10 protein-coding genes are annotated in these 14,521 nt (G+C 38.6%); 2 read left to right on the forward strand and 8 right to left on the reverse strand.

The window, feature by feature from the left end; all coding sequences use genetic code 11:
• Positions 1-153: 153 nt before the first annotated feature.
• Both lysS and LB465_RS15250 read left to right on the forward strand, forming a co-directional pair.
• Positions 154-1,845 (forward strand): lysine--tRNA ligase, encoded by a 1,692-nt coding sequence (gene lysS, locus LB465_RS15245; RefSeq protein ID WP_224470787.1) that lies wholly within the window; start codon positions 154-156, stop codon positions 1,843-1,845.
• A gap of 254 nt (positions 1,846-2,099) precedes the next feature.
• Positions 2,100-4,589: a zinc-dependent metalloprotease gene (locus tag LB465_RS15250; protein ID WP_224470788.1), complete on the forward strand. Its 2,490-nt coding sequence runs from the start codon at positions 2,100-2,102 to the stop codon at positions 4,587-4,589.
• Between the two features lie 301 nt (positions 4,590-4,890).
• Here the strand turns inward: LB465_RS15250 and LB465_RS15255 are convergent, their stop codons facing one another.
• The 8 genes from LB465_RS15255 to LB465_RS15290 all read right to left on the reverse strand — a co-directional run bounded on the left by LB465_RS15255 (position 4,891) and on the right by LB465_RS15290 (position 14,519).
• Positions 4,891-6,111, reverse strand: a complete 1,221-nt coding sequence (locus LB465_RS15255; RefSeq protein WP_224470789.1) for a permease — start codon at positions 6,109-6,111, stop codon at positions 4,891-4,893.
• 27 nt (positions 6,112-6,138) lie between these two features.
• A complete protein-coding gene (locus tag LB465_RS15260) occupies positions 6,139-8,835 on the reverse strand; it encodes a heavy metal translocating P-type ATPase (protein WP_224470828.1) in 2,697 nt (898 codons plus the stop codon).
• 154 nt (positions 8,836-8,989) lie between these two features.
• Positions 8,990-9,310 carry a four-helix bundle copper-binding protein gene (locus LB465_RS15265; protein ID WP_224470790.1) on the reverse strand — a complete coding sequence of 107 codons (321 nt, stop codon included), beginning with the start codon at positions 9,308-9,310 and terminating at the stop codon, positions 8,990-8,992.
• A 211-nt stretch (positions 9,311-9,521) separates the two neighbouring features.
• On the reverse strand, positions 9,522-10,088 hold the full coding sequence (locus tag LB465_RS15270; protein ID WP_224470791.1) for a helix-turn-helix domain-containing protein: 567 nt from the start codon (positions 10,086-10,088) through the stop codon (positions 9,522-9,524).
• Between the two features lie 57 nt (positions 10,089-10,145).
• Positions 10,146-10,715, reverse strand: coding sequence for a DUF3347 domain-containing protein (locus tag LB465_RS15275; protein WP_224470792.1), 570 nt, complete (start codon positions 10,713-10,715; stop codon positions 10,146-10,148).
• 39 nt (positions 10,716-10,754) lie between these two features.
• The gene (locus tag LB465_RS15280) at positions 10,755-11,462 is read right to left on the reverse strand and encodes a PepSY domain-containing protein (RefSeq protein ID WP_224470793.1); all 708 of its coding nucleotides are present in this window, start codon (positions 11,460-11,462) and stop codon (positions 10,755-10,757) included.
• An 80-nt stretch (positions 11,463-11,542) separates the two neighbouring features.
• Positions 11,543-13,264, reverse strand: coding sequence for an efflux RND transporter periplasmic adaptor subunit (locus tag LB465_RS15285; protein WP_224470794.1), 1,722 nt, complete (start codon positions 13,262-13,264; stop codon positions 11,543-11,545).
• Positions 13,251-14,519, reverse strand: a complete 1,269-nt coding sequence (locus LB465_RS15290) for a TolC family protein (protein ID WP_224470795.1) — start codon at positions 14,517-14,519, stop codon at positions 13,251-13,253. The genes LB465_RS15285 and LB465_RS15290 overlap by 14 nt, the downstream gene beginning before the upstream one ends.
• Between the last annotated feature and the right edge of the window lie 2 nt (positions 14,520-14,521).

Genomic DNA, 14,521 nt, shown 5'->3' on the forward strand with positions numbered 1-14,521 from the left:
ATAAATAGAGAAATCTTATTTGGGAAGAGACCTCATTTTATCGCTAAAATATTATCAAAAATTCAGGTTTATATCGCATTGGTTGGTAGCCACATAGTCACTATATTTGCACTCGTTTTGCCAAAGCAAGCATTAATACATCAAATTACGAGTATGCAATTATCTGAACAGGAAATAGTAAGAAGAGAGAAGCTTTCTGCACTGAGAAAAGCAGGTATTAACCCCTATCCGGCAGATTTATTCCCGGTTAAGGATACCAGCAAGGGAATAAAGGAGAATTTTGAAGAAGGAAAAAAAGTGGTACTGGCCGGAAGGTTAATGTCGCGCCGTATCCAGGGTAAAGCCTCTTTTGCCGAAATACAGGATTCTAAAGGAAAGATCCAGGTTTATTTTAACCGTGACGAAATTTGCACCGGTGAAGATAAAAGCAAGTATAATGATGTTTATAAAAAATTGCTGGATATTGGCGATTTTATAGGTATTGAAGGGGAGCTTTTTAAAACCCAGGTTGGTGAAATGACTGTGATGGTAAAAGATTTCACTTTGCTTAGTAAATCTATTCGCCCGCTTCCACTTCCAAAAACCGATAAAGACGGAAATACTTACGATGGTTTCACAGATCCAGAACACCGTTACCGCCAGCGTTACGCTGATTTAGCGGTAAATCCAAAGGTTAAAGAGATCTTTGTAAAGCGTACCAAATTGTTTAACGCGATGCGGAATTTCTTTAATGAAAGGGAGTATTTTGAAGTTGAAACGCCAATTCTACAATCCATTCCCGGTGGTGCTGCGGCAAGACCGTTTGTTACCCATCACAATGCTTTGGATATTCCGCTTTACCTTAGAATTGCCAATGAATTATATCTTAAAAGATTAATCGTAGGCGGATTTGACGGGGTGTATGAGTTCTCGAAAAACTTCAGAAATGAAGGTATGGATAGAACGCATAACCCGGAATTCACTGCGATGGAAATATATGTAGCCTATAAAGACTACAACTGGATGATGGAATTTACCGAAACACTGTTGGAGCATTGTGCAATTGCTGTAAACAATACTACTGAAGCCGTTTTTGGAGAAAATAAAATCGATTTTAAAGCGCCTTACAAACGTGTTACCATGACCGATTCCATCAAGGAATTCACCGGGTTTGATATTACCGGGAAATCTGAAGCTGAAATTAGAAAAGCAGCGGAGGATATGGGAATTGAAGTTGATGAAACAATGGGAAAAGGAAAACTCATCGACGAGATTTTTGGTGAAAAATGCGAAGGAAATTACATTCAACCCACTTTCATAACCGACTATCCAAAAGAAATGAGCCCGCTTTGTAAAGAGCACCGTGAAAATCCTGAATTAACCGAGCGTTTTGAATTAATGGTATGTGGGAAAGAAATCGCTAATGCATATTCAGAATTAAATGATCCGATAGACCAGCGCGAACGTTTTGAAGAACAGCTAAAACTAGCTAAAAAAGGTGACGACGAAGCAACCGAATTTATAGATCAGGATTTCTTGAGAGCTCTGGAATACGGGATGCCTCCTACCTCCGGATTAGGAATTGGAATGGACCGATTAATTATGTTTTTAACTAATAATCAATCAATCCAGGAAGTTTTATTCTTCCCGCAAATGAAACCGGAAAGAAAAGCTGTTGAACTTAGCGAAGACGAAAAAGCGGTTTTTCAGTTATTAAAAAGTGATGAAATCCAGGAGTTGGAAACTATAAAAACCAATTCGGGTTTAAGTAATAAAAAATGGGATAAAACCCTTAAATCACTTAGAAAACATAAGATGATAGATGTTTTTAAAGATGATGAAACTATGAAGATAAAAGCAGTTTAAGAAGTTCCGAATTAAAGAAATGGAGCAAGAAAAAAATGCCTTTTTCAACGCTAAAGTAAAATAGAGCCAATAAAATGAAAGCTCGATTATCGAGTGAACAAAGGTTAAATTAAGGCCTTTTTAACTTCAGTTTTAAACCTTTTTAAGATATTTCAGTCAAAAGATCACCAAATGGTGGTCTTTTTTCGTTTTTTAGCTTTCGCTAAAGAAAATTTATCACTTCAATTTAATCACACAAACCAAAATTAAACTTTATGACCAAACGATTTACGCATAAGCTCTTTTTAGTAGCCTTATCGGTATCGGTTTCCAGTTGTGCGGTTTTTCAGCCTAATAAATCTTCGGCTGATGCCTCCAAAGAAGAAGCCTCAAAAAAGAATGGAGACTTTGAGCCTTACGCCAAGGTAATCACCAAAGACGCTAAAAGCGACGAAGGTTTATTCACCGTACACCGGGTAGAAGACAAATATTTCTACGAAATTCCAGATAGCCTTTTTAACCGTGAAATGCTTACGGTAACAAGAATCGCTAAAACCGCAACCGGAATTGGTTTTGGCGGTGGGAAACAAAATACCCAGGTTCACCGCTGGCAGAAAAAAGACGGTCACGTACTTTTAAGGGTTGTTTCTCACGAAATCTATGCTGCAGATTCACTTCCTGTGCACGAAGCCGTAGTAAACTCTAATTTTGAGCCTGTTTTACAACGGTTCCCTATAAAAACTGTAGGAAAAGATTCCGTAAATAAAACAACCGTAATTGAAGTAACCGATCTTTACACAAAAGATGTTCAGGCTCTTGGATTAAGAGACGGCACAAGAAAACAATATAAAGTTTCGCGTTTAGACGATAGCCGTTCTTATATAGATACTATTCGTAGCTATCCCGAAAATATTGAAGTTAGACACGTAAAAACTTACAATGCAGGCGAACCGCCTTCTAATGCAAGCACAGGGTCTATTTCTTTAGAGTTTAGTAATTCTATGATCCTGCTTCCAAAAGAACCAATGAAGCGTCGTTATTTCGATCAGCGTGTAGGTTGGTTTGCCCGTGGGCAAACAGATTATGGGCTTGATGCTCAAAAAAGTAAAGAAGTAAAATACCTTGACCGTTGGAGACTTGAAGTTAAAGAAGAAGACAGAGAAAAATTCGAAAACGGGGAATTAGTTGAGCCGAAAGAACAAATTGTTTATTACGTAGACCGCGCCACTCCAAAACAATGGATTCCTTATATCAAACAAGGTATTGAAGACTGGCAGGTTGCTTTTGAAGCTGCAGGATTTAAAAATGCGATTATAGCTAAAGATCCTCCAACTAAAGAAGAGGATCCAGATTGGAGCCCGGAAGATGCTCGCTATTCTGTTGTACGTTATCTAGCTTCTCCAATTCCAAATGCAAACGGACCTCACGTAAGTGACCCACGTTCAGGAGAGATCCTGGAATCAGATATTAACTGGTACCATAATGTAATGACCTTGCTTAGAAACTGGTTCTTTGTACAAACTGCGGCTATCAATGAAGATGCCCGTAGCGTTGAATTTGAAGACGAAGTAATGGGTCGTTTAATCCGTTTTGTTTCTTCTCACGAGGTTGGCCATACTTTAGGTCTTCCGCATAATATGGGAAGTAGTGTTGCTTATGCAGTAGAAGATCTTCGTGATCCTGAATTTACTGCGGAATATGGTACTGCACCTTCAATTATGGACTATGCGCGTTTTAATTATATCGCACAGCCGGAAGACGGTGATGTAGCTTTAATGCCGGATATTGGACCTTACGATAAATATGCAATTGAGTGGGGTTACCGACCAATTTTAGATAAAACTGCTGAAGAGGAAAAGGAAATTCTAGACGAATGGATCCTTGAAAAAGCTGATGATCCTTTATATCGCTTCGGAAGCCAGCAAAGCGGCGGAGTTATAGATCCAAGTTCCCAAACTGAAGATCTTGGAGACGATGCAGTTTTGGCCAGTGAATATGGAATTAAAAACCTGAAACGCATAATGCCGAAACTAATCGAGTGGACTGCCGAAGACGGGAAAAACTACGATGACCTAGATGACATGTACGGCCAGGTTTTAAGTCAGTTTAACCGCTATATGGGACACGTAACTGCAAATATTGGTGGTGTTTATGAGCACTACAAAACTTACGACCAGGAAGGTGCTGTTTATTCTCACGTAGATACTGAACGCCAAAAAGAAGCGATGAATTTCTTGCACGAACAACTTTTTGAAACTCCAGAATGGATGATAGATCAGGAGATTTTTAATAAGATTCAATTTGACGGGCAGGTAGAGCGCATTAGAAATATGCAGGAACGTAGCCTTAACAATCTACTGGATTTCGGAAGAATGGCTCGTTTAATGGAAAATGAAGAAATAAACGGCGAGGAAGCTTATGGTTTAATCGATATGATGACCGATGTTAGAACCGGAATTTGGAGCGAACTTTCTTCAGGACAAAACATAGACCGTTACCGTAGAAATCTTCAACGCGCATATATTGAGCGTATGGAGCATTTAATGACGGAAGAGCAGAGCGAAATTCCATCACGATACAGAAGCTGGATTAGCAGAAGTGATGTAGATGTTGCGCAAAGTGATATTCGTCCTGTGGTAAGAGGAGAGCTTAAAACACTTCAAAACCAAATTAGGAGAGCAGCCAACCGAGGAGACCGTTTAACCAGGTACCACCTTCAGGATGCTTTAGAAAGAATAGATTTAATATTAAACCCTATCAAATAACACCTCAACATTTTTTTTGATTTGTTAGTTTTGAAAACCACCGTCCCTACACGGTGGTTTTTTTATGTTTTATATTAAACCTTTTTAAAATTTTAAAGTCTTATAGAAAAGTACCGCTTAAATTGCTATGAAAAAGATTTTTTGAAGTTAAATATCGAAGAATCAATTAGGGACTTTTTTAGATTAATTAGTTGAGTTTGTTTGAATTTTAAATTGAGAGCAGCACCTGGAAAATCGAAAATCTAAATTTTATATCTGAGCCAAATAAAATTTAAATCCTTTCTGCTCTCTTTTTTTATTCCTAAAGAAAAAACTTCGCAATAAGACCTCCCGCCAGCCACAGGTAACACACAAAGGCAATATATTTCAAGCTCGTTTCCAACAACTGACTTTTAGGTGCCATTTCCTTCATATGCATTACATCTTTCCGCTTAAAAAACCCAAGATAAATTAGTACTCCAGAAATTGCTAAAAAAATCATATTCAGCCAAAAAGTATAATCAATCTTAAAGTGTTCTGCATTAGTGATTTTTACGGATGAAGGATCGGGTAATAAATTGAATAAATTAAACCCATAATGCAGTAATAAGGACGTACCTATAAGCGCGGTAAAAAGGAGGAAAAGTATAAAAAGCGACATCTTCCATCCGTAATATTTTGCATTAATTCTTAATACTGGAAAAACTACCAAATCACTAAAAATAAAAGCCATTACTCCGGCAAAACTTACTCCTTTCCCAAACAAAAGTGCTGCTAAAGGAATATTCCCCATAGAACCTATAAAGGTTAAAAAAGCGGCAATTGGGCCTACTATGATATGCTCAAGAATGGTAAAAAAGCCAAAATCGGTATTTCCATCACCGGTGTTTATAAATAAAGTTTGAAAGAAAGAATCTGGAACAAAAGCGGCAACAACACCGGCAACTGTAAAACCTAAAGTCACATCTTTCCAAACCATTTTCCATTCCATCGCGTATTGTTTGGAAACTTTAGCCCAGCTGGTTTCAGACTTTATTTTTTTCTTCCAGGATTTTTCAGAATCTTCATCATCTTCATCTTTTTCGTCAAGACGCTCTCGTGCCTTTTTAATCAATTTATGCGGATTGATAAGCCTAATAAGTATCCAGCTGATGAGAATAAGCAATATTCCGCCTATATATTCACCTACCACAAATTGCCAGCCTAAAAAGATTGCTATTAAAATACCCAGTTCTATTACCAGGTTGGTGGAAGCAAGTAAAAAAGCAATAGAAGAAGAGAAACTGGCGCCTTTTTTAAATAAACTTTTTGTGGAAGCTAAAGCAGAAAAACTACAGGAACTACTAATAAAACCAAAGAAAGTTCCCAGCAAAAGACTTTTAGATTCGTCTTTTCCCATAGTTCTTTCCATGCGCTTTTCGGTCACAAAAATCTGGATACAACTACTTATCACATATCCAAGAATAAAGGCCCATAAAGCCATCCAAAAAAAACCGGCGCTGGTATACGCCGCTTCTCCCCACTTACTTAAAAAATCCTGCATTTCTACTATTTTTGGTTGATTAGTATTTTACTGTAATTTGGTATTTTTCAATCTCAAAGCATTTGCAATCACTGAAACCGAACTAAAACTCATCGCTAAAGCAGCGATCATTGGTGATAATAAAAGTCCGAAAACCGGGTATAAAACTCCGGCAGCAATCGGCACTCCAAGAGTATTATAAATTAGGGCAAAGAAGAGGTTTTGCTTAATATTTCGCATCACTTTCTTACTTAGCATCTTTGCCTTTTTCACTGCTTTTAGATCTCCTTTTACCAGGGTTATTTCGGCGCTTTCTATCGCGACATCAGTTCCGGTTCCCATAGCGATACCAATATCTGCCTGTGCCAGTGCAGGGGCATCGTTAATTCCATCGCCGGCCATCGCGACTTTTTTGCCCTCCTGCTGAAGTTTTTTTACTTCATTTTGTTTGTCTTCCGGAAGCATTCCCGCTTTAAATCCGGTTAAACCCAGTTCTTCGGCAACCGATTTTGCGGTTTTCTCATTATCGCCGGTAAACATATAAACCTCAACGCCATCGTCCATTAAAGATTTTAAGGCCTCTCTACTCGTTTTTTTAATAGGATCGGTAATCGTAAAATATCCTTCTATTTTTCCTTCTACAGAAACAAAGGATACGGTTTTGCCTTTTTCCTGTTCAGCAGTTACTTTTTTAGTAATTTCTGAAGAAATTTCAACATTTTCAGCTTGCATTAGCTTGTCGTTCCCAATGGCAACTTTTTTATTGTCTACCATTCCGGTCACTCCTTTCCCAGTAACCGAATTAAAATCTGAAGCTTCTATATATTTCAGCTCTTTTTCCTTTGCAAAATCAACCGTGGCTTTTGCCAGTGGGTGTTCACTCTGTGAATTTACCGAAGCCATAAGTTTTATAATTTCGTCTTTATTTTCTTCTGAAATCACTTCAACTTTTTCCACTTTGGGTTTGCCCTCGGTAATGGTGCCGGTTTTATCGATTATTAAAGTATCAATATCATCCATTTGCTCCAAAGCACGGGCGTTTTTAATAAGTACCCCGTTTTGTGCACCTTTTCCAACACCTACCATAACCGACATTGGTGTAGCCAAACCTAGCGCACAAGGGCAGGCAATAATTAATACCGCAATTGCATTTACAAGCGCATATACATATTGTGGTTCAGGCCCATAAATGGCCCATACAATATAAGTGATTACCGCAACAATTACCACAACGGGAACGAAATAAGCTGAAATTCTATCGGCTAATTTCTGAATAGGCGCCTGAGACCTGCTGGCATCATTCACCATCTTTATAATTTGAGAAAGCAAGGTCTCCTCCCCTACTTTTTCGGCTTTCATGGTAAAGCTTCGGTTTCCGTTAATGGTTCCTGAACTTACTTTATCGCCTTCGGCCTTATCAACCGGAATAGGTTCTCCGGTAATCATAGACTCGTCTATACTGGAGTTTCCCTTTTCAATAACTCCGTCTACGGGAATCTTATCTCCCGGTTTCACCCTTAGAATATCTCCTTTTTCAATTTCGTCTATAGAAACTTCCTTTTCTTCGCCATCAACTACTTTTATCGCTTTGTTTGGAGCTAGTTTCAGCAATTCCTTTATAGCCGAATTTGTCTTACTATGTGCCCGGGCTTCTAAGACCTGACCAAGTAGAACAAGCGTGAGAATTACCGTTGCAGCTTCAAAATAAACGTGCACGGTGCCCATTTCAGTCTTAAACTGCGGCGGAAAGAAATCGGGAAACAACATACCAAAAACACTGAAAAGCCAGGCCACACCAGCACCAATGCCAATAAGGGTAAACATATTGAGATTCCAGGTTTTTATAGATCGCCAGGCGCGCTCAAAAAACATCCAGGTAGCGTAAAATACCACGGGAATTGAAAGCCCAAACTGCGCCCAGTTCCAGTATTTCATTTCTAAGACATCATACAGAGGATTGTTCGGAATCATCTCAGACATTGCGATAATAAAAATAGGTAAGGTAAACGCAACCGCGATTTTAAACTTTTTTAGCAGCTTTTTATATGATTTGCTTTCAGACGATTCTTCGGGTTCTTTTGGCACCAGGTCCATTCCGCACTTTGGGCAGGAACCAGGACCATCCTGCTCCACTTCAGGATGCATTGGGCAGGTGTACGTTGTAGCTTGAGGTTTTAGACTGGCTTCTTCTACCAAATCCATTCCGCAAACCGGGCAATCTCCGGGTTTATCATAAGTTTTGTCTCCTTCGCAATGCATAGGGCAATAATAAACCCCAGTGCCACTTCCTTTAGTTTTTTGCTTTTCTGGTTTCGGTTTCTTTCCAGACTGGTGAATTTGGTAGTTATCACCATCATCTTTTAAGGCTTGCTGTAATTTCTCTAATGAAACATTTTCCTTGGCAACAATTCTAGCTTCTTCCTTTTCGAGATTTACCTCTGCAGATTTTACACCCTCAACTTTATTCAAAATTTCTTCAACGTGGCGCCTACAACCCATACAGGTCATTCCACTCACAGGATATGTTTGAACGTTTTCGTCTTCTGGATGAATTTGGTAGTTGCTATCTTTTAGTGCTTTCTGAAATTCTTCAATTTCAATATGTTTTTCCATCTCGATTTCGGCGGAGGATTTTTCGAGATCTACCTGGGCATTCGTTACCCCATCCACATTTTTTAAAGTATTTTCAACGTGGGCCCTGCAACCCATACAGATCATTCCAGAAATTTGATAGCTGTGTTTCATAGATTTTATTGGAGAGAAAAGGCTGTTTGAACCAATTTTACCCACGTCATGCTGAATTTGTTTCAGCATCTAAATTGAAAGAAATTAGGCCCTGAAACCAGTTCAGGGTGACGGCCAGTAAGAAAAATTCAAACAGCCTTTAAAGATTTAAATTTTAGGCTAAATATGCTTCGCAAGCTTTTGCACACTCACGGCAGGCTTTGGCGCAATCCTGACAGTGTTGGTGATCGTGCTGGCCGCATTCGTCGGCACAGGCATTACAAACTTCGATACAATACTTTACGAGTCCGTCTACATTTTTATAACCGGTAACCAATACCTGGTTAAGCGTGCTACAAACCTCTGCACAAACCCTATCGGTTCTAATGCAGTCTTTCATCATTTTCACATTGTCTTCATCAAGACATGCATCAGCACAATAATTGCAGTGGTTAATGCAATTCCCTAAGGTGCTTAGCAATTCCTCATTCCTCATAATATTGGTTTTTAATGGTTTACATCAAAGTTAAGCACTATAAACCGTAATGAGTTTTAAAATTATGGTAAGAAGTTATAAGAAAATTGAAAAATATGAGGCCAGAAAATTCCGTTTACGGACTGGAAACTCAAAAGATATATGATGTTGAAACAATCCCAAATCCCCGGGATCACAACGTTTTCAATATAAATTTTCAGAACTTGAAAGACTAAATATCGTCCAGTGGCTTTCGTTCTAAATGTCGCAGTTTATATTGCGACGGATTTAATCCAGCTTCTTTTTTGAAGAAAGTAGAAAGATAAGCGGCACTGCCAAAACCCATTTTATCGGCAATTTCTGAAATATTCAATTCATCATATTCCAGTAATTCTTTGATACGTTCTGCCTTTATCTTATTCTGAAAACTTTGAATACTTTGCCCTTCGGCTTTAGTGAAGATGGTGGTAAGATGGCTATAATCGTAATGCAGTTCTTCACTTAGAACCTGAGAAAGCTTTTTGTTTTCAAAATCTTTTCGCTCGTAAACCCATTCAATAATCAAGGATTTAATATCGTTAACAATTTTATCAGTTCTTTCAGACACGATTTCAAATCCGCTGTCATCTAGCTCTTCCTTTAAAAGCTGTAATTGAGTTTTAGAAAGTTCTTCTTTAAACTCGATCCTGCCTAAACTTATGTGTTCATATTTGAGGTTTTGTTGCTCTAAAGTATTTCTAACGCTCATCAGGCAACGATCGCAAACCATGTTTTTTATATGCAGAATATTATTTTTCAAAATCCTTTTATAAGTTAAAACCTACAGGGTTTTAAAACCCTGTAGGAATATATTTAATTATTGAATAGTAGCTTCTACCCTACCGCATTTCAGCATTTTATCGCCATAATACGGGTTAAAAATATCTTTGGAATTGGAAAACCAGTAGTCACCCTTTCCTTCAAAAGCCATTGGACAATATTGCTTATAAATCTCACCCGATTCTAAAGCGTCTTGCAAAACAGATTCCATGGCTGCGGTAAGTTTAGAGAATTCTTCTCTTTGCATATTAACATCATCACTTTCTGAAATTCGCTTAGCAACCGAAGTAATTTCTTCATTTTCACCGGCTTTTTTAGCGAGTTCAGCTGCTTTATTACTTGCAGCTTCAGCATCGGTATTTACAAAGGCGTCCTTTATTTCTACATATAAACTATAGAGTTCAGCGGTAGTTTCATCTTTAAATTCTGCCCGTAATTCTTCGCCTTTATAGGTCTCCATTTTAGCTTGATCCTCAGACTGGTGCATTTCATTTTGCATAGGTTCTGCCGGTTCATCCTTTTTTTCTTCGGCATCGCGGCAAGAGGTCATAGATAGCGATCCCACTACCAGGCTAAGCATCATCACGTTTTTAAGCTTCTTTTTCATCGTTTCTGTTTTTAATTTAATTTGCATTTATAATTATTCTTATTTAAATCGTTTTTGAATTTTTCTTATAGAAGGTGAGGAAATATACCAAAGTACAAAACCACTTAAAACGGTAATTAATCCCATTAGCGAAAAAATACGCAGTACGAGATTATTAAAATCATCCCTGCCTTCATAATCCATTGTGTGAGTCATCCATCGAAAATCGAACCAGCGCCAGTCACGGTGTCGCACTGACCTGAATGCGGCATCCTGCACCGATATATACGCTTTCAGGTCGGCAGGTTCCTTATAGGAAATCACATAGGCCGGTAAAGCACCGCCTCGATATTCGTGATGATCTCCGGTTTCATTGATTAGTTTAATCCCTGCTACCTGTAGATCTTCCCGCATGTGCTTTTTAGCAATTTTCAGGGCTTCTTCCCGGCTAATTTCTTGCCTTTTCTCTCCCGTTTTTGGATTAACTAAGCTTTGTCCGTTAATTAAATAAAAAGCTTCACCGCCAATATCTTTAAGTTCTAATGAACTTACCGGGATGTCAGACAATATTGCTCCCGGACCTTGAAGATTGGAAAAAGAAGGATTTTCAACAACCTCCTTTTTAAAATGATCCCCATGGATCTCATCAAGATCAGTCCAGCTAAAATACATCCCACTAATGGTCCACATAATGAACTGAATTCCTATAAAAAGTCCCAGGTATCTATGGGCCTGTCTTAATTTTCGAGCTGTTTTACGTTTAACCACTTTCAGGCTTTTAATTCAACAAACTTATATAAATTTTTATTTTACCGTTTTCTCAATAAATTATTCACTATACAATACTGTTATTCTTTAATTACATCGGTAACCTCCCCGCAATTAAGCATCGCACTACCGTAATAGGGATTCCTAATTTCTTCAGAAAGGCTTAACCAATCTGCACCTTTATCGTTATTTGCCATAGGGCAATGCTGAATATAAATTTGCTCATTAAAAGGCTTGAAACTTTTTGCCATCCTGATCATTTCTGCGGAAAGATCAATAAAACCGGTTCTTAAAGCTGAAATATCTTCCGAAGCTTTTAAAGCAGGTAATTCCGACTGAAGCCTATTTTTATAATTTTCCATAGCATCTGCGGCTGAATTCGAGATAACCGAATTATCCACCGCCTCAATTGCTTTTTCTAATCCGATTAGTTGCTTTTTCGCGCCTTCGAAATCATCTTCTACAAGGGTGTTTTTTAAAGCTAAATAGGAATTAAAAACTTCTTGAAGTTCCGTTTTTTCTGCTTCAGATAATTTTATTTCACTCAAATTGCTTTCCCCCTCTTCCGGCGGATTCATCATACTGGGTCTTCCGGCCAACTGCACTGCAGCATCTATCGTAAATGTTCCGTTTACCACAATTTCCTCACCTTCATTTAAACCTTCTTCAATTACATAAGAATCCCCCAGGGAAGCTCCTAAAACCACTTCCCGATACTTAAACCCGGCACCACTTTCAACATCTTCCTTTACATACACCACAGAACGTTTTCCCGTCCATAAAACAGCTGATTGGGGGATTACAATTTTCTCATTTTCCACATTTAGGCTGTTTTCTATGATTCCCGTAGCAAACATTCCCGGTTTTATACGCCTATCCTCATTATCTATTTCTACTCTCGCTGTGGCAACCCGCGTATTACTATTTAATAATGGATCTACGAAATTAACCTCACCTTCAAAAGTTTCACCGGGAAGCGATTTAATAGTGTATTCTATTTTGCTGCCTTCTTTAATCCATGACATATTGCTCTCGTAAACATCAAAAAGCACCCAAAGTTTATCCAGGTTTGCGATTTCGTAAATAGGCATTCCCCGTTCCAGGTAATCGCCCTGCTCAGCCATTAAATCGGTCACTACCCCTCCAACATCGGCGGTAATAGGAAAACGATCTATAGTCTCGCCTCTGCTTAGCATTTTATTAATTTGATTCTCGCCAATTTTCCAGTTTCTCAGCTTTTGTTTTGCGGCTTCAAAAAGTTCCGGCTGGCTTTCCCTTATCTCGGCTGCCTGTAATAATTCTTCCTGTGCAGTTACCAATTCCGGTGAATAAACGCTGGCCAAAACCTGTCCTCGATTTACTTTTTCACCAGTAAAATTAACACTTAATTGCTCAATTCTCCCGGGAATATGAGTAGACTGTGTGTAAGTGTTCCGCTCGTCTACCTCAACTTTTCCGTTAAGTCGAATTTCTTTCGAAGCATCATTTGTACCAACAATCAGGGTTTCAACATTTGCAAGTTTAAGTGCGTTTTCACTCATCACAAACATATCTGAATCCAATTCGTTTTCATTCTCAGAAACAGGAATGAGATCCATTCCACAAATTGGGCAATCGCCCGGTTCGTTTTGTCTTACTGAAGGATGCATAGAACAGGTCCAGATTTGATCTTCGCTCATTTCAGAATGATCATGCTCTTCAGCTTCTTCAGCATCATTTCCTCCTCCAAAAAACAAGTAGCCTAACAACACGCCGAGAATAAGAATTCCGGCCGCTTTCCAAATATAATTAGTTCGTTTCATCGTAGTTTTCAGTTTTAGCTGATAAATAATCCATTTTTGCCTGAGCCGTAAATCCGGCTTTCAAAGCTTCTATTTGCTGAGTTTTCAGCATTAAAACATCCTGGTTCATTCGAAGTACTTCTTCAAAATCACCATCGTTATTACTAAAAGCCGAAACCAAAAGTCTATTTACCTGGCCAGAACTTTCTATTTGCCTTTCATAAAGTTTTAGCAGCTTATCGGCCTTGTTTAAATTGTAAACAGTTTGCTCAAATTCACTTTGCAACTGATTTCTTCGAGCTTCTTTATTTTGAATTGCGGCTTCCTGCATTAGTTCGGCTTCTTTTTCTGCAGCTTTATATTTTTTTCTGAAAATTGGCAAACTCACAGAAAACATGGGCATTATTGCATCCTGCCCATTCATAGGTGGATTCGCATCTGTCCGCTTTGAAATAACCGAGTAATCCACTCCAATCCCAAAATTAGGTAAACCTGATTTTTGAGCTGTTTCTGCGCGACTTTCGTATGCCTCCCGCTCCCTATCGAATTTGGTAAGTTCAGGATGCATCTTAAAAGCTTCTTCCGCATTAACAATTTCAGCCTGTATTTCAGGATTAAAAATCAAAGTATCCTGAATAGAAACTTCGGCTTCCCGCTCTCTATTCAATAATAAATTAAACTGCTTTTTTAAACTTTCTAATTGTTCTTCTTCCAGTTCAATTTCGGTTAAAGCTTCATCCCGCTTGATATCCACTCGCACCACATTCACCATTTTTGAACTTCCGCTTCTAAATTTACTTAGGGAAAGCTCACGATAGGAATCCAGAATATCAAGGTTTTTCTCTTTTAAAGCAATAGTCTTCTCAATGGCGAAAAGCTCAGCATAGGCTTTCTTTATTTGAAAAAACAAATCAGCTCGCATTGCTAAATACTCCTGAAATCTTGCTTCTGCCAGTAAATCGGCTGCTTCTTTTTTCGTTCTTAAAGTTCCAAACCAGGGAAACATTTGCATCAGGCTAAACCTGGCTTCCTGGGCACCCAACCTGGTTTCTATCATTCTACCAAATGCGCTTACCGTAAGCGTGGGATCTGGTAAAGAAGAAACTTGTGGAGATTGCTGCAGTGCAGCCTCAAACTGCGTATAAGCCGATTGCAGCTTCGGGTTATTTTCTGCAGCTATTTGGAGATAATCTTCCAACTCCTGGGCGATCCCTACTGCTCCCCAAAGCGGAATTAGAAGCAGGCTCATAATTATTTTTTTTCTGTCTATTTTCATTA

This window comes from Salegentibacter lacus (genome assembly GCF_020164555.1).
GTDB classification, from domain to species: Bacteria; Bacteroidota; Bacteroidia; order Flavobacteriales; family Flavobacteriaceae; genus Salegentibacter; species Salegentibacter lacus.

Coding starts and splice junctions, on each gene's coding strand:
- lysS (WP_224470787.1), top strand. CDS start 154: ATGCAATTATCTGAACAGGAAATAGTAAGAAGAGAGAAGCTTTCTGCA.
- LB465_RS15250 (WP_224470788.1), top strand. CDS start 2,100: ATGACCAAACGATTTACGCATAAGCTCTTTTTAGTAGCCTTATCGGTA.
- LB465_RS15255 (WP_224470789.1), bottom strand. CDS start 6,111: ATGCAGGATTTTTTAAGTAAGTGGGGAGAAGCGGCGTATACCAGCGCC.
- LB465_RS15260 (WP_224470828.1), bottom strand. CDS start 8,835: ATGAAACACAGCTATCAAATTTCTGGAATGATCTGTATGGGTTGCAGG.
- LB465_RS15265 (WP_224470790.1), bottom strand. CDS start 9,310: ATGAGGAATGAGGAATTGCTAAGCACCTTAGGGAATTGCATTAACCAC.
- LB465_RS15275 (WP_224470792.1), bottom strand. CDS start 10,715: ATGAAAAAGAAGCTTAAAAACGTGATGATGCTTAGCCTGGTAGTGGGA.
- LB465_RS15285 (WP_224470794.1), bottom strand. CDS start 13,264: ATGAAACGAACTAATTATATTTGGAAAGCGGCCGGAATTCTTATTCTC.
- LB465_RS15290 (WP_224470795.1), bottom strand. CDS start 14,519: ATGAAAATAGACAGAAAAAAAATAATTATGAGCCTGCTTCTAATTCCG.